Origin of the sequence: Flagellimonas baculiformis, assembly GCF_033441575.1 — a bacterium.
Taxonomy (GTDB): Bacteria; Bacteroidota; Bacteroidia; order Flavobacteriales; family Flavobacteriaceae; genus Flagellimonas; species Flagellimonas baculiformis.
The window spans coordinates 439,784-462,037 of sequence record NZ_JAUZVW010000001.1; the positions used below are offsets into that span (position 1 = coordinate 439,784).

Below are 22,254 nucleotides of genomic sequence, written 5' to 3' on the forward strand. Positions count from 1 at the left end.
GTTTATGGAATACCCAAGGGACATGGTTACTAAAACAAGCGCAAATAGATCTTCAGTTTGGTCGCTGTTTACTTTATCTCTAATTTCAGGGTCGATTAGGACCTATCATTTTGTACACCATCATCGACATAGAGACCACGGGCAACGGTATCAAGGGTAACAAGATCACCGAAATCTCCATTTTCAAACACGATGGAAACCAGATTGTGGACGAATTCACTTCCTTGGTGAACCCCCAATGCCCCATTCCGCATTTTATTACCGGCCTCACGGGCATCGATGACCACATGGTGCAGGGTGCGCCCACTTTTACCGAAATAGCGGACCATGTTCTGGATCTAACGGAAAGCTGCATATTTGTGGCCCACTCCGTAAATTTTGACTATGGGGTGATCAAGGAAGAGTTCCGGCAGATCGGGGTCGATTTTATAAGAAAAAAACTGTGTACGGTACGATTGTCCCGAAAGCTCATCCCCGGACTGCGATCCTACAGCTTGGGAAAACTGTGCTCCGCCATCCAGATTCCGTTGGTGGACCGGCATAGGGCCCGTGGCGATGCCCATGCCACCGTGCTGCTCTTTCAAAAATTGATGGCCCTTCCAACTTCCGAAAGTGTCTTCAAACAATTTTTGAACGCCCGGAGCCAAGAGGCCACCCTTCCTCCCCACCTGCCCAAATCCGTTTTTGACAAAATCCCGGCCAAACCGGGCATCTATTATTTCAAAAACCAAGAAGGCAAGATCATTTACGTGGGAAAGGCCATCAACCTGAAAAAAAGGGTACTTGGACACTTTTATGACAAAAGCGTGAAGGAAACCCAAATGTGCAGTGAAACGGCCGACATCGATTTTAAGCTTTCCGGCAACGAACTGGTCGCCCTGCTGATGGAATCCGCCGAGATCAAACGGCTTTTTCCTCCCTACAACCGCGCCCAGAAACGTACGGTGCGGCAATATGCCATTTTTGCCTACGAGGACAGGAACGGTATTGTGCACTTGGCCTACAACATTGTCAAAGGTGTTCCCAACCCGCTAAAGATTTTTTACAACCAGACGGATTGCAGGGCCTATTTGGAAGAACTGTGCAAAAATTTTGCGCTTTGCCCCAAGTATTGCCATTTGCAACAGACGAATGCCGCTTGCTCCCATCACCAGATCACCACGTGCGAAGGCATCTGCAGAGGAGAAGAAACCGTTGCGTCCTACAATGAAAAAGTACAGGAAGCCATTGACCATATGAGGATGTTGGCTTCCGAAGTGAAGATCATCAAGGAAAAGGGCAGGGATGAAACTGAAAATGCCGTGGTGCTCATTTCGGATGGTGTGTATAGGGGGTATGGTTTTATCGACAGCGATGTGGACATCTCCTCTTTTGACGATATCGAGGCATTCATCACCCCACAAAAGAACACCGTGGAAACGGATAGCATCCTGGCCACCTATTTGTTGAAAAATGCCAAGACCAACATTTTGACGCCTTAAAATAGACTCTGCTACACCCCTGGTTTCAAGCTGACCTTAAATGTTGCTGTTCCGTCCAAATGCAGAAAGCCTTCGTGCAGATGGGATTGTTTCACATCATAGGGATAAAACGAAATGGGTTCGATGCAGACCATATTGTCCACTTCGGTCCAGCACATAAAATTTCCAAAACCTTCGGTCTCCACGGTGATCTGTCTGCTGTCCTTTAGTGTGATGGAGCTACAATCGGGTACTTTTAGTGCTCTGTTACCAACGGCCAAGACTTCATCCAAAGAGATTTCCCTACCCTTGGCCACGATCTTTGGGGAACTGGAATGCAACTTGAAGGCCGGATGGTACCCCAACATAAAGGGCATCCCCTTCTCGCCCGATATTTTGAAGGTAATCTCCAACACATCGTCCTTCAACTGAAAGAATTTTTCAAAAACAAAATCGTAGGGCCATGCCAATTGGGGCTCGGTGGATTTATCGGGGTATTTCGAATTGTTCACAGCGGTGCCTGCATGGTATCGTTTTGCAAAGACTGCCGTAGTTGCGGTTTGTGATTTCAAATCGTACGGCATTTGGCGCAATAATCCATGTTGATCCTGGACTGCCTCCCCTTTGGGTGTCCTTACCCTGAAATTGGCCTCGTTCACGGGGCCGATGATGGGAAACATCTCCGTATCGGAACTCCCCCAACCCGGACTCCCTTTTTGGTGGATGAACTCATGCCCATCAACCACAAAACTTACCAGTTCGCCTGCATCGATTCCAACAGTATATGTATTGTTCTTAAGCTGTATCATGATTTGGTATTTATCGATTTAGGTTTATCATAATAAACAATAAGTTGTCAGGTCGAGCGCAGTCGAGACCTCATTTTTAAGGCATAAAGCCCCATAACTTCTCGACTGCGCTCGAAGTGACAGTGTATTATAATTGATACCGGGTATTCAATTTAAATTTCTTCATTTACAGATTTTAAATGCTACTCAAACTGTATGGCCTTCACCGGAGTGATCTTGGTGATAATGTAGGACGGCACCAAGAGCATCAACAAACAAAGGAGCATCACCCCAACATTCAATAGCAAAATGGTGGGCAGGTCGATGCTTATGGGGATGTATTCAATATAATATTCCTCAGGATTGGGAAACTTGAACATGCGATACCTGTCCTGTAGGAAAATGAACCCCAACCCTATGGCATTGCCCCAGAAAAGTCCGATGGCAATCAAATAGGCCGCATTGTAGAGGAACACCTTTCTGATGCTCCAATTTGCGGAACCCAACGCTTTTAAGATGCCTATCATCTGTGTGCGCTCCAAGATCAAGACCAAAAGGGCCGTGATCATGTTGATGCCCCCCACAATGATCATGATCCCAATGATGAGGGCGATGTTGAAGTCGAAAAGGCCCAACCATTCAAAAATCCGATAGTATTTTGTTTGGATGTTCTGGGTGTCCAAGCTCGAAACCGTTTTGCCATAGATTTCGTTGCTCTTTTCCTCCAATTGGTCAAAATCGTCCAAAAAAACCTCAAAATTGCCAATCTCGTCCTCTTCCCACTTGTTCATGCGTTGGATGTGGCGGATATCCACAAAGACATAAGTAGCATCGAACTCCTCAAAACCGCTGTCATAAATCCCAACAATGTTGAACCTTCGGTTATTGGGTATCTGCGAAGCATCATCATCTTTCAGAAAAAAGGAAAAAAAGGTATCCCCAACACCCAGTTGCAGGCGATTGGCCATTCTTCTGGAAATCAGTACCTCATCGTTCAGCTTTCCGGAGTAGTCAGGCAATCTGCCCTCCACAAGAAAATCCTGAAAGGCCGACCAGTCATAATCGGTGCCCACTCCCTTGGCCAACATTCCCTCAAAAGTATCCTCGGTACGGATAATCCCACCTTTGGTGGCCACTGCTTGCACATGCCGCACCCCTTCCACATTTTTGAACTTGGGATAAAAATCCTGATGGATGGATATGGGCGAGACCGAAACCTCGGACATATTGTTGTCGTAATTGGAAACCTGGATATGCCCGTTGAAGGCAGCAATTTTCTCCCTGACCTTGTGTTTTAGGCCCACGCCAGTGGCAATGGCAATCAGCATCATGACCACGCCAATGGCAATCGCAGCGATCGCGATTTTTATAATAGGGGCGGAAATACTAATTTTATGTTCCTTCCCTGTGATCAGGCGCTTGGCAATAAACAATTCTAAATTCAACGAATGCCCATTTTATCTAAAGTCAAAAGTACAGTTTTATTATTGTTTTTGATCCTTTGCGCGTGCAAGGGCCAACAAAAACAGGATGAGGTTTCTGCAAACCCATCAAAAACGGAACCCATTCCTGAAATTAAAGTCGCAGCGAATCGGACAGATATTTATCTCCCCATGCTCCATGGAAAAAAAGTCGGGGTGGTGGCCAATCCCACGAGTGTGGTGTTCCATGAAAAAGGGCATACCCATTTGGTGGACTCCCTGCTTTCCCGTGATGTACAGGTGAAACAGGTGTTTGCGCCGGAACATGGTTTTCGGGGCACGGCCGATGCCGGGGAGCATGTAAAGGATGGTGTGGATTCACAAACAGGTCTTCCCATTGTTTCATTGTACGGCAAAAACCGAAAGCCCTCCAAAGCACAATTGGAAGAATTGGATGTGGTGGTTTTCGATATCCAGGATGTGGGCGTTCGGTTCTATACCTATATCGCCACCTTGCAATTGGTGATGGAGGCCTGTGCGGAAAACGGAACCCCCATTATTGTTCTGGATAGGCCCAACCCCAACGGACATTACGTGGATGGCCCCACCATGATGAAAGAACATACAGGCTATCTTGGCCTGAACCCGATACCGTTGGTGTATGGCATGACCATGGGTGAATATGCCCAGATGCTGAATGGCGAGGGGTGGTTGGAAAACGGCCTAAAGGCCGATCTGACTGTGGTTCATTTGGAGAACTATACCCATGCTTCCGAATACCATTTGCCCATTCGGCCATCTCCCAACCTACCCAGCGATGCCTCCATCACCCTCTATCCTAGTTTGGGGCTTTTTGAAGGCACCAATGTGAATGCGGGTCGTGGTACCGAATTTCAGTTTCAGCGGTATGGGGCTTCCTTTATGGACAGCACCCAATATGATTTCAAATATGTGCCGGAACCCAACTTCGGTTCCAAAACCCCGAAAGAGGAAGGCAAGACCTGTTATGGCAAGGACCTTTCCCAAACACCACGAATGAACGAAGTGACCATGGAATGGGTCATTGATGCTTACCAAAACACCGTGGATAAATCGAAATTCTTTTTAACGGATGGATTCACCAAACATGCAGGTACTCCCCTATTGCAAAAACAGATTGAACAGGGGATGACGAATGCAGAGATCAAGGCCACTTGGCAAGATGACCTGGAAAAATTCAAAAAAATCAGGGAGAAGTATTTGATCTACGACTGATTTTCTGTAGTCGGTCTCCGATACTTATGAAACGGCTGTTTTAAAAGTCCTTTGATGCTGCTGTTCTCTTTTTCGTCCGGAAACGTGTCCACGCCATAGACAATGTCCTTCACATCCAAGGTCATGTAGGTCCCAAAAAGTCGGTCCCAAATAGAGAAAATGTTTCCATAATTGGAATCGGTGTAGGGCAACTGATAATGATGATGCACTTTGTGCATGTCGGGACTCACCACAAACCAACTGATGGCATTGTCCACCTTTTTCGGCAAACGGATATTGGCATGGTTGAACTGTGAGAACACCACGGAAAGACTCTGGTAGAGCATGATGATGCCGATTGGCGCTCCCACGATCAAAACTCCTATCAACGTGAAAGTATATCGGATCAGACTTTCCAGCGGATGATGCCGATTCGCCGTGGTCGTGTCCACATTATGGTCAGAGTGGTGCACCAAATGGACCATCCAAAGCGGTTTCACCTTATGCTCTACCCAATGTGCCGTGTAGGCCCCGATCAGGTCCAAGAGCATTACCCCCAAGAGCACGTAGAGCCACAAAGGCATTTCGGGCAACCAGTTGATGATCCCGAACTGGTTTTCCACCGCCCAATCCGAAGATTTCAGCAATAGAAATGCCAACGGAAAGTTGACGATAATGGTGGTCAATGTGAAAAAGAAATTGGGAACGGAATGCCTCCACTTTTTATAGGGCACATTGAACAAGGGAACAATTCCTTCCAAAACCCAGAAAAAAGTAATCCCGCCCACCAAAATCAAGCTTCGGTGCGAGGATGGGATGGTCTCAAAATAGGATATGATCTGCTCCATATCCCCAAATATAAAAAATCGTCAAATTTTTATGCTTTTTTTCATCGCTTCCACAATGTTAAAAGCTGCGGGGCATATGGCAACGTTCTTCAGCGTGAGATTACTGATCTGTTGGAACTTTTTGCGGTCGGTATGTGGAAACTCGCGACAGGCCTTTGGCCTTACCTCATAAATGGAGCAGTAATTGTCCGCCCCCAGGAAAGTGCAGGGAACTTCTTGGAGCACATGGTCGTTCTCTTCGTCGATCCTCAAGTACCGGTCTATGAACTGTGAAGGTTTCATCCGAAAATGCTTCGCGATGCGTTCAATATCAGCATTGGTAAACAAAGGCCCCGTGGTTTTGCAGCAATTGGCACAAGTGAGGCAGTCCGTCCGTCCAAACTCTTCTTCATGCAGTTCCTGCATTACGTAATCAAGGTCCTTGGGCGGCTTTTTTTTCAGCTTCGCAAAAAACTTCTTGTTCTCTGCCTGCTTTTCCCTGGCTCTTTGGGGCAATTCTTCCAAAAATTCGTCCATAACACCACAAACTTATCCATTTTAAACCTTTCCAAACAATTAAAGTCAGACCTTTGCAGAAACTTTTCCGACCCATGGCAGACGTTTTTGGCAAGGCGTTGATGGACTTTCAACACGGCAAATATACCGAGGACATAAAAACCTATTCCTCTTTGGATGAAGAAGACGTAATCCCCATACCCTATCTGTTCCGCAATTTTGATGAAATGCCCAAAATAGAGCAAAAGGCACTGCAAATGGCACATGGAAAGGTGTTGGACATTGGTTGTGGGGCAGGGAGCCACTCCCTGTACCTTCAGGACAAAGGTCTGGACGTTACCGCTCTGGACAACTCGGAGGGATGTATCTCAGTGTGCAGGGAACGTGGCATAGCCAAGACGGTGAAAAGTCCTATTTTGGCGTATGGCAACGATACGTTCGATACCATACTTTTGCTGATGAACGGAATTGGATTGGCAGGCACTTTAGATCGATTGGATGTTTTTTTAGCGCATTTGGCCTCATTATTGCGGCCCAATGGACAAATCCTATTGGACAGTAGCGACATCATCTATATGTTCGATCAAGATGAAGATGGGGGGTACTGGATTCCTGACAATGGTGGGTATTATGGCGAAGTCAACTTTACCATGGAATACAAGGGATTGAAAAGTGAGCCTTTTGATTGGGTCTATGTGGATTTCAACACCCTGCAAAATGTGTGTTTGGCAAACCATATCAATTGCGAGCTTGTTATGGAGGGCGAACATTATGATTACTTGGCCAAACTTACCATGGAACCATAATAGATTCCTTTGTAAAACGTTTTTATTTCATATTCAAGATGATGAAAAAGAAAATTGCACTTTACCCTTTTCTAGCCCTATTCCTGTTTTTGGGCTGTTCCAAAGACGCGGAAAATCCTTCCAGTTCATCGGCCAGTGTCGATAAATCGGCCAATTTGTTGACTACGGGGGCATCTGCCAATGATATTTTGTCCAGCAACACATTTGACAAGCTGCTCATTGAAATTGCCTATGTATCGGGTTTTCAGCCTACCGTTGATGCCATTGACACCCTGGAGGAATTTATCAAGGCAAGGACGTTTAAGGAAGAGGTGGAATTCAAATATACACCGCTCTCTTCTCCCAACGAGGAAACCCTCACCCTTAATGAGGTAGCAGAGCTCGAAAGGGACAACAGGACGGCTTATAACAATGGAAGTACCATGGCCATTTACATTTATTTTGCCGATGCTCCCGCCGATTCAGATGATGAAAGTGAAAATCTGGTCACTTTGGGTGCGGTTTATCGCAATACGTCCATGATCATTTACGAACCCACCTTGCGGGATTTGGCCAGCAGAAGTACGGTCATTTCCGTTGCTGATCTGGAAGCGGCCACGCTCAACCACGAATTTGGACACTTATTGGGCCTTGTGAACTTGGGCACTGACCCTGTCCACCCCGAACACGAGGACACGGAAATTGATGAAAATGATGTGGAAACAGGCAACAACCACTGCAATGTGGACGGCTGCTTGATGCGTGCCGAGCTTCAGTTTGGAGGTCCCATGATGAAAGCCATGCAAAGCAATGTTTCCAAAGGATTGACCACCGTGCCCCAATTGGATGCCGAATGCTTACTGGACCTTCAGAACAATGGAGGACGTTAAGCGCTTCGTCTCAAGGAATATTCAAATATTTATGAGTCTGCAATGAAACCTTCCACTTGGGATTTTTCATGACATAGTCCACGATCAAGGGAACCATCTTATCCCGAACGCTCCATTCCGGTTGTAGATAGAGAATACAATTTTCACCCACTTCGGCCGCCTGTTCCTCCGCAAATATAAAATCGTGCTTGTTGTACACGATTACTTTGAGTTCATCCGCTTTTTTGGCGATATCCCCCACAGGCAATTTGTTCTTTTTTGGGGAAAGACAGATCCAATCCCAAACCCCGGTCAATGGGTAGGCTCCAGAGGTTTCAATATGGGTCTTCATGCCTTCTTTTTTGAGCCCTTGGGTCAAAGGCCCCATATCCCAAGTCAGGGGTTCACCACCCGTTATGACAATGGTATCGGAGTATTTTTTTGCATTGGCAATGATACTGTCAACAGCCGTCGGCGGGTGAGTCTCCGCATTCCAGCTTTCCTTCACGTCACACCAATGGCAGCCCACATCGCAACCACCAACACGAATAAAATAAGCGGCCGTCCCTTTATGGAACCCTTCCCCTTGAATGGTGTAAAATTCCTCCATCAAGGGAAGCATCAGCCCCTTGTCCACCAATTCCATTACGTTTTCTTCCATCATGGCGCAAAGATAGTCCACTTCTAGGTTTCGATACCTATTTCACGGCGATAACATCGATTTCGACCTTGCCATTGGCGGCAATGCCACTTGCAGCAAAGGTGGTCCTTGCGGGTTTGTTCGTGAAGTATTTGACATAGACTTCATTGAAGGCTGCAAAATCATCCATACTGCTTAAGATCACTGTACACTTGACCACATTTTTCAGGCCCAATCCGTGCTGTGCCAATACTGCCTCAATATTTTTAATGGTCTGTTCCGTTTCGGCCTGTATGCCACCTTCGACCACGGTGCGACTGGAATGGTCCATCCCTATCTGTCCCGCCAAAAAGAACAGGTTTCCCGCCTGCACTGCATCACTGAAAGGAGCGTCCTGCTTTTTGGGTTCGTGCGATGGATGAAAAATGATCTCGGTGTTTTCCTGGGCATGGGTCGTAGCCAATAATCCACTTACGAAAACCAGCAACAGTGTATGTTGAAAAGGTTTCATGATCTCACTTTTAGTTTTGCTTAAAATTACCCTATTTTTATCGGAAATTGAGCAGCATGGGCAACAAAGAAAAATTCTTTGCAGAGATAGAACAGGGCTATGCCATGAAAGGGGATTACATTACCCTAGGTGCCGGCATGTTGGATGGCGAGGCCATCACCAATGCCTTGATCAAAGTTCCCTTAAAAACCCTTAACCGACACGGCCTCATTGCCGGGGCGACAGGTACTGGGAAGACCAAGACCCTGCAGGTATTGGCCGAAAATCTATCGGACAAAGGCATTCCCGTGCTGCTCATGGACCTCAAAGGAGATCTCAGCGGCATTGCCCAACCCGGCCCGGGACACCCTAAAATTGATGAACGCCACCAAAAAATCGGGATTCCTTTTGAACCCAAAAGTTTTCCTGTGGAGATTTTGTCCCTTTCCGAACAAGGAGGCGTTCGCTTGAGGGCCACAGTTTCAGAATTTGGACCTGTACTCTTGTCCAGGATCCTTGATCTTTCAGAGACACAGGAAGGCATTGTGGCCGTGGTGTTCAAATATTGTGATGACCACAAACTACCGCTACTGGACCTGAAAGACTTTAAAAAAGTGCTGCAATATGCGACCGAAGAGGGCAAGGACGAATTCCAATCGTCCTATGGGCGCATCTCCACCAGTTCCACAGGTACCATCTTGAGAAAAATCATTGAACTGGAGCAGCAAGGAGCCGACCTCTTCTTTGGTGAAAAATCTTTTGAGGTGGACGACTTGGTCCGAATCGACGAAAAAGGAAGAGGATACATCAATATCATCCGATTGACGGACATTCAGGACCGTCCCAAACTGTTCTCCACCTTCATGCTGAGCCTACTGGCCGAAATTTATGCCACCTTTCCCGAACAAGGGGACAGTGACAGGCCGGAACTGGTGCTTTTCATCGATGAGGCCCACCTCATATTCGACAATGCGTCCAAAGCGCTTTTGGACCAAATTGAAAGCATTGTAAAACTGATCCGTTCCAAAGGAATAGGGCTCTATTTTGTGACCCAAAACCCAACCGACGTTCCCGATGATGTATTGGCGCAATTGGGATTGAAGGTACAGCACGCACTCCGCGCCTTCACCGCCAAGGACCGGAAAGCCATCAAACTGACGGCACAGAACTATCCCATTACCGAGTTCTATGACACCGCAGAGGTGCTCACTTCCCTCGGGACGGGGGAAGCCTTGGTCTCCGTATTGGACGAAAAGGGCAGGCCCACCCCGCTGGCCGCGACGCTAATGCGGGCTCCCATGAGCCGAATGGACATCTTGACCGATGATGAGCTCAAAAATGTGTTGGACCAATCCAAATTGATCAAAAAATACAATGAGGAAATAGACCGCGAAAGCGCCTACGAAATCCTCAATGAAAAAATTGAAAAGGCTGAAAAAGAAGCCGAAAAAGAAAAAGAACAACGTCCCACCAGCAGGTCTTCATCTACTAGACGAAGCACCCGAATGAACCCTGTGGTCAAAGTTTTGACCAGTGCCACTTTTATCAGGGGGGTTTTGGGCGTGTTAAAAAAAGTGATGCGATAATTTTTATGAAAAGAACTACAAAAGTACTGGTGCTACTGCTTGCCATGGCATCTATTCAATCCTGTCAAAAAGATACCACATTCCTCATTACCGAAAACAGTGTGGGGCCGTTGTCACAAACCACCAAAGTAAGTGACCTGGAATCGGTCTTTGCCCAGGATTCCATTGTTCAGGACACTACGACCATAAAACTGGGCGACTCCAACAAGAAGATAGAGGTGTTTGAAAAAGGGGGCAAGCACCTTCTCACCCTGACCCCTAGTTCGGATAGCATCCCGACCATTGAAAATGTTCGGGTCATGGACCCTCGTTATGTTTCCGAAAACGGCATTGGCCTCCAGAGCACTTTCAAGGATATTGAAAAAGCGTACAAGTTCAAGAAAATAGTGACCACTTTGAACAGCATCGTGATTTTCCCAAAGGGAAGCAACCTGTATTTTACCATCGACAAACAGGAACTGCCCTCTGGACTCAGGTACACTACCTCGACTATTGAAGCGGTGCAGATCCCTGATGATGCCAAGATCAAATATTTGATGTTGGGGTGGGAATAAAAACTTGGCCTTAGAGACTATTTACTCCAACCCATATCTCTTGCGATTGGCCAAGACTTTGGGACTGTTGTCATGCATCCATTCGGCCAGGTCCAAGAGTTTTTCCACATACGACCGTCCAAATTCGGTCAGGTTGTACTCTACCCTTATGGGCACTTCCGGATAGGCCTTTCGCTCGATATAGCCATCGGCTTCCAGTACTTTCAAACGTTGGCTCAGCACCTTATTGGAGATGCCGTACACATATTTCTTGAGCTTATTGAACCGGAGGACAGAAAAATAGCCCAGCCAAAGAAGTATCAAAATGCTCCACTGGTCCGATGCCACTGACATCACATCCCTTACTGGACAAAGTTCGGGCGGATTTCTGTAATCGATGTGGCCGAACATTTTTTCCAGTTTTTTAACGGTCCTAACTTTCTGATTTTCAACAATAGTTTCCATTCCCATACCTAGTTTTGCAACAGTGACTTCTTTTTTGTTCAAAAATGAATCTGTACTTTTAGTATCAAATACAGAGTAAGTTACAAAAAGAAACCTTAATGAAGAAACTGCTCAACAAGATAATGCCGCTGGCCTACGGGCAATTCTACAACACCTATTCCTTGATCGCCCCAAAAAAAGTGGCCAACCATGCGTTCCATTTGTTCTGTACCGTACGGAAAGGTCGTGTGCTGCCCCAGCAGGCCGAATATCTGGAAAAGGCCAAGTTGACGGTGGAAAATGTGGCCGATCATGAACTACAGGTCTATCATTGGCCGGGAAAGAAGGAAACCGTTCTCCTCGTGCATGGTTGGGAGAGCAATACCTTCCGTTGGCGCAACCTCATCAAGAAACTTCAAGAGGCCGATTTTAACATTATAGCCTTCGATGCTCCTTCGCATGGCCACTCTTCGGGAAATTATCTGTATGTACCCCTGTATGAGGAAGCGGTGGACCACATGGTCAAAAAGTATGCTCCAAAGCATCTCATCGGTCACTCAGTAGGGGGCATGACCATCATGTACAACCAATACAAAAATCCCTGTAGCAATGTAGAAAAAATGGTCACCATTGGTTCCCCCTCGGAGTTTTACGAGATTATGGAGCATTTCCAGAACATCTTGAAATTCAATGACCGGGTGATGGGCCACTTGGATGCGTATGTGATGGAACGGTTCGGTTTTAGGATCCGTGAATTTTCCACTTCCAATTTTGCGAAGTCCATCAACAAAAAGGGCTTACTTTTTCACGACAGATTGGACAACATTACCCCCTACCATGCCTCCGTTCAGGTAAATGCCAACTGGAAGGGCAGTTCGTTGGTGAGCACGGAAGGGCTGGGCCACTCCATGCACCAAGACGATGTGAACGATCAGATCATCTCTTTTTTGGAAGCCTGAAAAAGTTGTCCTACTTTTCAGAAAAATTTTCCATGCAGAACGTAACTCCTTTTCACGTGGCCATTCCCGTGCACAATCTGGATGAGTGCCGGACTTTTTATAGGGAAATCCTTGAATGCGAAGAAGGCCGGAGCAGTGACCATTGGGTAGATTTCAACTTGTTTGGGCACCAGCTCGTCATCCACTACAAACCAAAATCCGAGGAGGAACTCCACACCAATCCCGTGGATGGGAAAAATGTACCTGTTCCGCACTATGGCGTGGTCTTGCCGTGGGACGTTTTCCAATCCTTTTCCAAAAAACTGGAAAGCAAGGGCATTGCCTTTGTGATTGAGCCTTACATTCGGTTCAAAGGAGAAGTTGGGGAGCAGGCCACCATGTTCTTTTTGGACCCGGCAGGAAATGCATTGGAATTCAAGGCCTTTAAGGATATGGGACAATTGTTTGCCAAATAATCAGGCCAAAGTGAGTCCTTTTCTACGCACCCAAAGATGGGCAAATACGATATTGGGCACCCAACAGAGCCAAGCCACAATCTTATAGGCCAGCAGAAATTCCCCTAAAACAATTGTAAGCAAGGGCAACCAAATACGAAGGGTGACCGCTGCAAAACAAGCGGCATAGCTATAGACCATCATCCCTTGATGAAGGGAAATATCCTTTTTTCGTATGGCGAGATATGCCCTTATGGTGGTGAACAACCAAACAATTCCCAAACTGATAAACCCTAAAGAGGGGACAAGTCCGCCCGAAGCATAAAAACCAATGTACACCCCACAAATCCCACTTATCACAGCGGACAGAACATATATTTTTCCCAAATTTCTGTGGAGCTCCAGTTTTTTGGTCCTGAGTTTTCTGCTGAACTGGGACCAACCCGTCAAAAGGGCCAATCCCCCAAATACAATATGCCCATAAAAGCCGATTCTCCAGAGCATATTGGCCGATATATCCTTGGATTTCCCCTGCAAAAGGCCAAATTCTTCTGCCGAAAAAAAGTACATCAACGGATAGAGCCCTATCCCTATGGCCAAAATGGCAAATACGGCCCAAGCTGTTTTGTTCCTGACGGATCCAGCCATAACGTTATGATTTATAGTGAGGTAAGTTATCGATTATTTGACAACTAAAACAAGATTCTGCAACGGAATTCGTTATCATGTACAGAACAGGCCACAGCGCCATCCCAAATGTTACCTTTATGAAAACAATTCTACTTTTGATCACCGTGCTATTTTCTTCCATGGCACTATCCAGCTGCACCAACGATGAAGGTGAGACCGAATTTGACCGCATTACCCCAGAAGAGGAGCAACAGGCCGCCTTAGCGAAAACGGAACAAAAGGAACAGGTACATTAAGCCTGTTTGGACTTGTGCCTTTCCCTGGCCAATAGCGTGTTTTGGAGGAGCATGGCAATGGTCATGGGCCCCACTCCGCCCGGAACAGGGGTAATATAGGATGCTTTTTTGCTTACATTTTCAAAATCGACATCCCCGGTGATGTAGTATCCTTTTTCATGGGAATCATCGGGCACACGGGTAATGCCCACATCGATGATGGTGACCCCATCCTTCACCATATCTTCCTTTAGGAAGTTGGGGACTCCCAATGCCGATACCACAATATCCGCCTGAAGGGTCAGTGCCTTGAGGTCCTTGGTCCTGCTGTGGGTAAGGGTGACCGTGGAGTCGGCCGCCTTTCCTTTTTGGCTCATCAAAATACTGATGGGTCTCCCCACAATATGGCTCCTACCGATCACCACAGTGTGCTTTCCTGAAGTTTCCACATTGTACCTACGCAATAGTTCCATAATACCGAAGGGCGTGGCAGGAATAAAGGATTCCATATCAAGGGCCATCTTACCGAAATTGGTGGGATGGAACCCATCCACATCCTTATCGGGATCTACGGCAAGCAGTACTTTTTGCTCATCGATGTGCTTGGGCAATGGCAATTGCACAATGTACCCATCAATGTCAGGATTGGCGTTCAAATCTGCCACTTGTTTCAGCAAGGCCTCCTCGGTGGTATCTTCTGGAAGATGGATCAGGGTGGATTCGAAACCTATCTTTTTGCAGGAGCGCACCTTGCTGCCCACATAGGTGAGACTGGCCCCGTCGTTGCCGACAAGAACTGCGGCCAAGTGGGGAACCTTCTCCCCTCTTTCCTTCATTTGAGCTACCTCAACGGCAATCTCATCTTTAATTTGGTTGGATATTTTTTTTCCGTCAAGGATTTCCATACTGGTTATTTGGTTTTGATCATTTTCAACTTGAGCAACTTCTGACTTCTGACTTCTGACTTCTGACTAAAGTTATCTCATGTTCTGCATCATCTGCATCATCTTTTTGCCCCCACCGCCTTGCATCATCTTCATCATTTTGCTCATTTGGTCGAACTGTTTTAGTAGCTGGTTCACTTCCTGAACGGAGTTACCACTACCGGCAGCGATGCGTTTTTTGCGACTTGCGTCCAATTTTGAAGGGGTGGAACGTTCATCAGGGGTCATGGAATGGATGATGGCCTCAATGTGCTTGAAGGCATCGTCGTCTATATCGAGACCTTTCAGTGCTTTCCCTGCACCGGGAATCATCCCCATCAGGTCCTTCATGCTTCCCATTTTCTTGATCTGTTGTATCTGGCTCAAGAAATCGTCAAAGCCGAACTTGTTCTTGGCAATCTTCTTTTGAATCTTACGCGCCTGTTCTTCATCAAACTGTTCTTGGGCGCGCTCCACCAAAGAGACCACGTCACCCATTCCCAAGATCCGATCGGCCATCCTCGAGGGGTGGAAGACATCGATGGCTTCCATTTTCTCCCCTGTTCCAATGAACTTGATGGGCTTATCCACCACAGATTTGATGGAAATGGCCGCACCACCACGGGTATCACCATCGAGCTTGGTCAAGATGACCCCGTCAAAATTGAGGACGTCGTTAAAGGCCTTGGCCGTGTTCACGGCATCCTGACCTGTCATGGAATCCACTACAAAAAGGGTCTCTTGGGGCTGTATGGCCTTGCGGATGTTGGCAATCTCTGTCATCATCTGCTCATCCACGGCCAAACGACCTGCGGTATCTATGATCACCACATTGCAACCCAAACTTTTGGCCTGTGCCACACCCGCCTTGGCAATCGCCACGGGATCATTGTTCTCCCTATCGGAATAGACCTCCACACCAATTTGTTCACCAACTACGTGCAATTGGTCAATAGCCGCCGGACGGTACACGTCACAGGCAACCAAAAGTGGCTTTTTATTTTTCTTACTTTTGAGGTAATTGGCGAGTTTCCCGGAGAAGGTGGTCTTACCCGACCCTTGGAGACCGGACATCAGGATCACGGAGGGGTTTCCTGAGAGGTTCACATCCTCTGCATCGCCCCCCATCAGTTCGGTGAGTTCGTCCTTTACGATCTTCACCATGAGCTGACCGGGCTGCAACGTGGTCAACACGTTCTGTCCCAGTGCCTTTTCCTTTACTTTATTGGTAAATTCCTTGGCAATCTTGAAGTTGACGTCGGCATCCAAAAGGGCCCTTCGTACTTCCTTCAGGGTTTCCGCAACATTGATCTCAGTTATCTGCCCATGCCCTTTGAGGACGTGGAGCGCCTTGTCCAGTTTTTCGCTTAAATTATCGAACATAAGTTCTTGTGTTTTAAAGGAGCGACAAATTTAAGAATAATAAAAAAGAAAAGGACGGCTTTGGGGATGGCCGTCCTCTGAAAAAAAGAATTGGGGAAAAATTTTTAGGGTTTTTCGAACACCAAGGTCTTCAAATTGCCTTCTTCACTATCATCTTTGAGTTCTATTCGGGTGGATGTGATGGAAACCACTTTCCAATCATCGGTCAGTTCCAACAAATCTCCATCGGTATCAAAATTAAGGTAGCACTTGAGTCCTTCCTCTGTGTCCCTGAGCACCCTCCATAGCCCAGTGGCCACAGGATCTTGGTTTACGGACACCTCGATTTGGTTCATTGTGGAAAAATTAAACTCCATTCCAGCAAATGATGTGGTAAGGTCCACTTCGGCCTCTTTGTAGAGTGTAATGCTCCATGGTCCATCCATGGCGATGTTCCTTATTTCGACGACATCGCCATCATCTGCGTTGTCGTTGCATACACGGAGCAGTGTCATTTCATGGTCTGTGCCAAACACTTCAAATTTCAACCGTGTATCCGTCAGTTCCCTGAGAGGCCATTCAAAACTGACTCTTGGCTCAGTACCGATACTGATCATTACGGCCAATTGGAGCTGGCTATTGAGACCTATTTCCCAAGTCCCTTCCGATACCTCCACGCCATTGCTCAGCGTCACGGTACCATCTGCCATGAATTGGAACTCATGGCCCAAAAGCCTTCTGACTTCCTCACCGTCATTCTTCACCTTTTTGATGATCCATTCACATTCGTTCAAAATGGCCCTTAGGGTATCAGGGTTTATCTCTTCGACTGGGTCCACATCACATCGTTTTTTGAGGATGATCTTGTTTCCGCCATCCCTGTACAATTTGATGACACCAGGTTCCAATTCATAGACGTCCCATGTCATGGAAAAATCCAACAAAGCATTGAAATCCAATGTCAACTGCACCCCATTCGCAGTATCTCGAGTGGTCCAAGTACCAGTCAATGGAGCATTGATTCCTCCTCCGATCACCACAGTCCCACCTGGGGAAAAGGTCATGATGGATTCAAAATATTGGTCTGTGTTGTTCACATTTTCCCTAAGCACCTCCCTCACCTCCAATTGACAAGCCAAAAGAAAGGCATCTAAGATTTCTTTGTTAAGTATGTTGCCATCACATTCACTTCCAGCAGTGCTAAGAACCGAATGCAGATCAGTATTGTTTTCTACGGTAATCTCGGTTCCATCACTTTTCTTGAGGGTAATGGGAAAACTGATGCTGACCAACTCATTGTCCTCCAATTCAGAGAAGAACCTTCTCATTTGCATATCGCTATCCACCATAACCTCACCCGTCATTTGATTGTCCACATCGAAGGTGAAAAGGGTTATGGGATACACAAAATCTATGCATCTGATCTTATCATCAGTGGCACTTTCCACACAGTCCCTGGCAAGTTCCTCGAGTTGCTCCCTATTCTCCACAACAATTTCACCATAATCAGAAAGTGTGATGGTGACCGGAAAATTAATTTCAAGAGCACCATTGTCCTGCCCTGCCAAAGTCATTTTAAGGGCCTGTAAGTCTTCCAAGGAATTAATGGTAATGTCGGCAGTACCGTTGATACTTACGGTATAGGGAAACTGTATGGCGAAACAACTTGTGCCATCCACTACATCGTCATAAGAGCCATCCAATGAGGTAGTCTTCTCAATCAGACTTGCTGTCGTTGAATTGGCTTGGATGGTCTGTTGCTCATTGTCCCCATTGACTTCCTCAAATTCGTCTTGGCATGAGGAAAGAATGGAAACGATTCCGATGAGGGCTACATACCCTATCTTTTTCATTAAACTTTTCATAACTGTTTGAACTTTGGGGTTATAATTCAACTTTAGAACAACTCTTTCCAAAAAAACCCTACTTTGGCTCCACAATTTTCAAATATATTTGAACCGAGAAACAACTCCTTCCTTATGGATAATGTTTGTGAAGATAAAATATTCAGTTCCATTTTCAAGACACATTCCAAAACGGTCTTCAACTATATCTATTATAAGTTCGGGAACGAGGAGAAGGCCCACGATGCCGTGCAGGAAGCCTTTGTGAAACTATGGGAGAATTGTGCCAAGGTGAGCCCCGAAAAGGCAAAATCGTTTGTCTATACGGTGGCCAACAATCTCTATTTGAATGTAATCAAAGCGGAAAAGGTCCGGATAAAGTATGCTGCTGACAAAGGAAATGACCGGTCCAACGAGTCCCCGGAATTTTTGATGGAGGAAAAAGAATACAAGGAAAAACTGGAAAAAGCACTGAACGCCCTTCCGGAAAACCAACGCACCACCTTTCTGCTCAATCGGATAGATGGAAAAAAGTATGCGGAAATTGCCGAGATGGAAGGTGTCAGCGTAAAGGCCATTGAAAAGCGGATGCATTTGGCCCTGAAAAGCCTGCGGGAACAGATTGATGGGATTTGATCAACAGAGAAGAGAAAAAAGAAATGGAGATTTGGAACTTGGAATTTGCTGTTTGGCAATTAAAAAGTAGGGTATTGTATAAGTTAGTTGTTGTAATAAGGTAAAGCATAGACCCATGCAAGAAAATTATTTGGCAAAATGGCTGAGCGGTGAACTGTCCGCGGATGAAATTGCGGCATTCAAAAAATCCGACGAGTATGCTTCCTATGTCAAGTTGATGGAGGTTTCCAGTACCATGGAAGCCCCCGATTTTGATGTGGATGGCGCACTGCAACGCATCAAGGACGAGCGCATCGGGAATGCGCCAAAGGTCATTGCCCTGAACCCCTTCAAGAAATTTCTACGGGTGGCTGCCGTTATCGCCGTGCTCATGGTGGGCTCTTATCTCTATTTGAATACCCTTGATGAATCCGTCACCACAGATTTTGCCGAACGTTCCGAAGTGATCCTTCCCGACAATTCGGAAATTTTCCTCAATGCTGGTTCACAAGTATCGTTCAGCGAGAAGAAATGGGACCAAAAAAGGGATGTCTCCCTAAAGGGAGAGGCTTTCTTCAAGGTCGCCAAAGGAAAAAAATTCACCGTGTCCACTGAACATGGAACCGTGACCGTTCTGGGCACCCAGTTCAATGTGGAAAACAGAAAAGGCTTTTTTGAAGTGACCTGTTACGAAGGTCTGGTAAGCGTCACCCACAACAACACAGAGACAAAATTGCCCGCCGGAACTTCCTTTATGGTCATCGATGGAAAAATCATCGATTCCGCAAAACCCAACGGAACCCGACCTGCCTGGATGGGGAACGAAAGTAGCTTTGAACGTATTCCGCTACATTATGTCTTTGCCGAGTTGGAAAGACAGTTCAACATCAAGGTAAAGACCCAAAGTGTAAACACCAATCTCTTATTTACCGGAACTTTCAACAACACAAATCTAGAAATGGCGTTAAAAAGTATAAGTACCCCGTCTCAAATCCAATACAAAATAGAAGGCGACAACGTACTTTTTTATGCTGGGAACACTATTCAATAAGCATTCGGGCCTATTTTTCGCCCTTTTGTTTTTCCTGTTCCATTCCCTACATGCGCAGGAAGAGCAGCAATCCCCTATTAACCTTGTTTCCTATATCAAAAGCTTGGAGGACCGCTTCGAGGTAAAGTTTTCGTACATCAACGAAGATATGGACGGTCTCTCCATCGACCCACCAGAAAACCTTAGGGGACTGGATGACATCTTGGATTTCATCGAATCCCAGTTCCAGATAAAGGCTGAAAAACTCAGTGACCGCTACTACACACTGACCAAAAGTTCTTTAGTGGATGTGTGCGGCATTATATTGGACAACTTTGCCGAAAATACCATCCCAGGAGCCACTGTGGAAATCCTGGGAACGGATATAGCCCAGATATCGGATACCAATGGGGTGTTCAACCTGGGGCAGGTACCCAGAAAAGCATCGCTCAAGATCCGATACTTGGGCTACCTCACGAAGTACATCAGCGTGGAAGAGCTATTGCACCAAGGCGAATGCCCCAAAATCCTTTTGGCACAACACTATGAAGAACTGGATGAAGTGATTGTTTATAAATTCCTTACCTCGGGTATCATCAAGGAAAGGGATGCGAGCATAAGCTTGAACACTTCGGAATTTGGCATTCTTCCGGGACTTATCGAACCCGACGTACTGCAAACCGTTCAGGCCCTTCCGGGTATCAAGAGTATTGACGAGACGGTGTCCGACATCAATGTGAGGGGCGGCACCAACGATCAGAACCTCATTCTCTGGAATGGTATAAAAATGTACCAATCCGGCCATTTTTTTGGGCTGATTTCCGCTTTCAACCCCTACCTGACCGATAAAGTGACCATTTATAAAAATGGGACTCCTGCAGCTTTTGGCGATGGGGTCAGCAGTGTGATCCAAATGGAGACCGGCGACCACATAACCAACACATGGACAGGTGGGGCCGGTTTCAACCTCATTAGTGGCGATGTTTATACCGAGGTACCCATCAGCGAAAAACTGGGCATCCAATTTTCCGCAAGGCGTTCAATGACCGATTTCTTGAGCACCCCCGCCTACAAACAGTTTTTTGACCGCGCCTTTCAAGATAGTGAAATCACAGACGAGGATAACAATACCGTGGACGATGAGATCACCCGTGAAGAGGATTTTTTCTTTTATGATTTCGGAGGAAAACTTCTCTATGACATCAACGACAAACACAAGGTCAGGTTGAGCTTGATCAACATCAAAAACAACTTGAAATATGTGGAGCACAATGTTAGCGACAATGAAAGGACCGTCAGCCTTTTGAAACAGGACAACCTTTCGGTCGGGGGGCAGTTCCAAAGTCAATGGTCCGACACGTTTTCGTCCCATCTGAACATTTATTACTCCCGATACAACCTGGATGCCCAAAACGTCTTTGGAAACCAAGTGCAACTGCTGTTCCAGAACAACCAGGTTATTGAAAACGCCTTGAAACTGAGTACGGACTATGGGATCAGCGAGCATTTGGGTTGGAACAACGGCTACCAATATATAGAAACAGGGATCACCAATGCCACCGAGCTCAATGAGCCGGAGTTCATCAGCGAGATCAAAGGCGTTATCCGGATCCACGCCCCTTTTTCACAGTTGAACTATACCTCATCGGACAATAGGTTTATGGCCAAAGTGGGCGCCCGATTCAATTTTATTGAAAACCTGGACACTTTTTCCGAATTGCTGGTAGAGCCAAGGGTCAACCTAAACGTTAAACTGGCCAACTACTTGAGAGCAGAGATTTTGGGCGAGTTCAAGAGCCAGACCACCAATCAGGTCGTCGATCTGGAGCAAAATTTTTTAGGAGTGGAAAAACGTAGGTGGGTATTATCCAATGACACGACACTTCCCGTGACCAAGAGCAAGCAAGGCTCGGCGGGTATCAACTATGAAAAGAACAATTTTTATGTGGGTGTGGAAGGGTTCTACAAAAATGTGGACGGTATCAGCACCAACACCCAAGGTTTCCAGAATCCGCACCAATTTTCCGGGGAGATAGGCAGTTATCAGGTCAAGGGCATCGAATTTCTCATCAACAAAAAGACTGATCGGTTCAGTACTTGGTTGAGCTATTCCTTCAACAAGAACGACTATACCTTCGATTCCATAGTGCCCCAAAAATTCCCCAACAATCTGGACATCCGCCACACGCTCACATTTGCTGGGGCCTATACCTATAAAAACCTGAAGTTGAGTCTAGGGGTGAACTATCGCACAGGCAAACCGTTTACCGAGCCCTTGGACGGCGACGATGCCCTTGACAATGATTTTACCCCGGCACGCATCAATTACAAGGCACCGAACAGCAGTCGATTGCCCGAATATTTCAGGGCGGATGCCTCGGCCATTTATAGTTTCAGACTGACCACGGGCATCAATGCCAATGCCGGACTCTCCCTGCTGAACATGACCAATCGAAAGAACAGTCTGAACAAATACTATCGCATGAACGAGAACAATGAAATAGAGGCCGTGGAAAATCTCTCCTTGGGCATTACCCCTAATTTCAGTTTTCGGGTGAGTTTTTAAAACATTTTAATCTGTCAAAGGACG

Annotated in this window: 23 protein-coding genes; 12 read left to right on the top strand and 11 right to left on the bottom strand. The window is 46.4% G+C overall.

The window, feature by feature from the left end:
• The first annotated feature begins 110 nt into the window (after positions 1–110).
• Complete coding sequence (locus SD450_RS01905; protein ID WP_318342966.1) at positions 111–1,481, top strand: exonuclease domain-containing protein; 1,371 nt, start codon at positions 111–113, stop codon at positions 1,479–1,481.
• Between the two features lie 11 nt (positions 1,482–1,492).
• Here the strand turns inward: SD450_RS01905 and SD450_RS01910 are convergent, their stop codons facing one another.
• Both SD450_RS01910 and SD450_RS01915 read right to left on the bottom strand, forming a co-directional pair.
• Positions 1,493–2,269: an aldose epimerase family protein gene (locus SD450_RS01910; protein WP_318342967.1), complete on the bottom strand. Its 777-nt coding sequence runs from the start codon at positions 2,267–2,269 to the stop codon at positions 1,493–1,495.
• A 182-nt stretch (positions 2,270–2,451) separates the two neighbouring features.
• On the bottom strand, positions 2,452–3,693 hold the full coding sequence (locus tag SD450_RS01915) for an ABC transporter permease (RefSeq protein WP_318342968.1): 1,242 nt from the start codon (positions 3,691–3,693) through the stop codon (positions 2,452–2,454).
• Positions 3,694–3,696: 3 nt separating this feature from the next.
• Between SD450_RS01915 and SD450_RS01920 the strand changes: the two genes are divergently transcribed.
• Positions 3,697–4,923 carry an exo-beta-N-acetylmuramidase NamZ family protein gene (locus tag SD450_RS01920; protein WP_318342969.1) on the top strand — a complete coding sequence of 409 codons (1,227 nt, stop codon included), beginning with the start codon at positions 3,697–3,699 and terminating at the stop codon, positions 4,921–4,923.
• On the opposite strand, the gene SD450_RS01925 is transcribed toward SD450_RS01920, so the two are convergent.
• A complete protein-coding gene (locus SD450_RS01925; RefSeq protein WP_318342970.1) occupies positions 4,914–5,750 on the bottom strand; it encodes a sterol desaturase family protein in 837 nt (278 codons plus the stop codon). The genes SD450_RS01920 and SD450_RS01925 overlap by 10 nt on opposite strands.
• 21 nt (positions 5,751–5,771) lie before the next feature.
• Entirely contained in the window at positions 5,772–6,266 is a 495-nt protein-coding gene (locus SD450_RS01930) for a YkgJ family cysteine cluster protein (protein ID WP_318342971.1), read from the bottom strand.
• A 74-nt stretch (positions 6,267–6,340) separates the two neighbouring features.
• On the opposite strand from SD450_RS01930, the gene SD450_RS01935 reads away from it, so the two are divergent.
• Positions 6,341–7,051, top strand: coding sequence for a class I SAM-dependent methyltransferase (locus tag SD450_RS01935; protein WP_318342972.1), 711 nt, complete (start codon positions 6,341–6,343; stop codon positions 7,049–7,051).
• 41 nt (positions 7,052–7,092) lie between these two features.
• On the top strand, positions 7,093–7,920 hold the full coding sequence (locus SD450_RS01940) for a hypothetical protein (RefSeq protein WP_318342973.1): 828 nt from the start codon (positions 7,093–7,095) through the stop codon (positions 7,918–7,920).
• Positions 7,921–7,930: 10 nt separating this feature from the next.
• Here SD450_RS01940 and SD450_RS01945 read toward each other — a convergent pair whose 3' ends face one another.
• Together SD450_RS01945 and SD450_RS01950 are read right to left on the bottom strand one after the other, a co-directional pair.
• Positions 7,931–8,563, bottom strand: coding sequence for a 7-carboxy-7-deazaguanine synthase QueE (locus SD450_RS01945; RefSeq protein ID WP_318342974.1), 633 nt, complete (start codon positions 8,561–8,563; stop codon positions 7,931–7,933).
• 34 nt (positions 8,564–8,597) lie between these two features.
• On the bottom strand, positions 8,598–9,050 hold the full coding sequence (locus SD450_RS01950) for a RidA family protein (RefSeq protein ID WP_318342975.1): 453 nt from the start codon (positions 9,048–9,050) through the stop codon (positions 8,598–8,600).
• A gap of 56 nt (positions 9,051–9,106) precedes the next feature.
• Between SD450_RS01950 and SD450_RS01955 the strand changes: the two genes are divergently transcribed.
• Together SD450_RS01955 and SD450_RS01960 are read left to right on the top strand one after the other, a co-directional pair.
• Positions 9,107–10,615, top strand: a complete 1,509-nt coding sequence (locus tag SD450_RS01955; protein WP_318342976.1) for a helicase HerA-like domain-containing protein — start codon at positions 9,107–9,109, stop codon at positions 10,613–10,615.
• 5 nt (positions 10,616–10,620) lie between these two features.
• The gene (locus SD450_RS01960) at positions 10,621–11,169 is read left to right on the top strand and encodes a hypothetical protein (RefSeq protein ID WP_318342977.1); all 549 of its coding nucleotides are present in this window, start codon (positions 10,621–10,623) and stop codon (positions 11,167–11,169) included.
• Between the two features lie 21 nt (positions 11,170–11,190).
• Here SD450_RS01960 and SD450_RS01965 read toward each other — a convergent pair whose 3' ends face one another.
• Entirely contained in the window at positions 11,191–11,613 is a 423-nt protein-coding gene (locus SD450_RS01965; protein ID WP_108423855.1) for a winged helix-turn-helix transcriptional regulator, read from the bottom strand.
• Positions 11,614–11,711: 98 nt separating this feature from the next.
• Here SD450_RS01965 and SD450_RS01970 point away from each other — a divergent pair, with 98 nt between their 5' ends.
• Both SD450_RS01970 and SD450_RS01975 read left to right on the top strand, forming a co-directional pair.
• On the top strand, positions 11,712–12,551 hold the full coding sequence (locus SD450_RS01970) for an alpha/beta fold hydrolase (protein ID WP_318342978.1): 840 nt from the start codon (positions 11,712–11,714) through the stop codon (positions 12,549–12,551).
• 32 nt (positions 12,552–12,583) lie between these two features.
• On the top strand, positions 12,584–13,006 hold the full coding sequence (locus SD450_RS01975; protein ID WP_192938422.1) for a VOC family protein: 423 nt from the start codon (positions 12,584–12,586) through the stop codon (positions 13,004–13,006).
• Here the strand turns inward: SD450_RS01975 and SD450_RS01980 are convergent, their stop codons facing one another.
• Entirely contained in the window at positions 13,007–13,633 is a 627-nt protein-coding gene (locus tag SD450_RS01980; protein ID WP_318342979.1) for a DUF2306 domain-containing protein, read from the bottom strand.
• Positions 13,634–13,752: 119 nt separating this feature from the next.
• Here SD450_RS01980 and SD450_RS01985 point away from each other — a divergent pair, with 119 nt between their 5' ends.
• Positions 13,753–13,911 carry a hypothetical protein gene (locus SD450_RS01985; RefSeq protein WP_159076345.1) on the top strand — a complete coding sequence of 53 codons (159 nt, stop codon included), beginning with the start codon at positions 13,753–13,755 and terminating at the stop codon, positions 13,909–13,911.
• Here the strand turns inward: SD450_RS01985 and SD450_RS01990 are convergent.
• The 3 genes from SD450_RS01990 to SD450_RS02000 all read right to left on the bottom strand — a co-directional run bounded on the left by SD450_RS01990 (position 13,908) and on the right by SD450_RS02000 (position 18,040).
• Positions 13,908–14,795 carry a bifunctional 5,10-methylenetetrahydrofolate dehydrogenase/5,10-methenyltetrahydrofolate cyclohydrolase gene (locus tag SD450_RS01990; protein WP_318342980.1) on the bottom strand — a complete coding sequence of 296 codons (888 nt, stop codon included), beginning with the start codon at positions 14,793–14,795 and terminating at the stop codon, positions 13,908–13,910. The two genes, SD450_RS01985 and SD450_RS01990, sit on opposite strands and share 4 nt — an antisense overlap.
• A 72-nt stretch (positions 14,796–14,867) precedes the next feature.
• Positions 14,868–16,196, bottom strand: coding sequence for a signal recognition particle protein (ffh, locus tag SD450_RS01995; RefSeq protein ID WP_318342981.1), 1,329 nt, complete (start codon positions 16,194–16,196; stop codon positions 14,868–14,870).
• Between the two features lie 104 nt (positions 16,197–16,300).
• Positions 16,301–18,040 carry a hypothetical protein gene (locus SD450_RS02000; RefSeq protein WP_318342982.1) on the bottom strand — a complete coding sequence of 580 codons (1,740 nt, stop codon included), beginning with the start codon at positions 18,038–18,040 and terminating at the stop codon, positions 16,301–16,303.
• 114 nt (positions 18,041–18,154) lie between these two features.
• Between SD450_RS02000 and SD450_RS02005 the strand changes: the two genes are divergently transcribed.
• The 3 genes from SD450_RS02005 (at position 18,155) to SD450_RS02015 (ending at position 22,230) form a co-directional block, all read left to right on the top strand.
• On the top strand, positions 18,155–18,655 hold the full coding sequence (locus tag SD450_RS02005) for an RNA polymerase sigma factor (RefSeq protein ID WP_318342983.1): 501 nt from the start codon (positions 18,155–18,157) through the stop codon (positions 18,653–18,655).
• Between the two features lie 115 nt (positions 18,656–18,770).
• Positions 18,771–19,685, top strand: coding sequence for a FecR family protein (locus SD450_RS02010; protein WP_318342984.1), 915 nt, complete (start codon positions 18,771–18,773; stop codon positions 19,683–19,685).
• Positions 19,663–22,230, top strand: a complete 2,568-nt coding sequence (locus tag SD450_RS02015; RefSeq protein ID WP_318342985.1) for a TonB-dependent receptor — start codon at positions 19,663–19,665, stop codon at positions 22,228–22,230. Before SD450_RS02010 ends, SD450_RS02015 begins: the two co-directional genes overlap by 23 nt.
• Positions 22,231–22,254 lie beyond the last annotated feature (24 nt).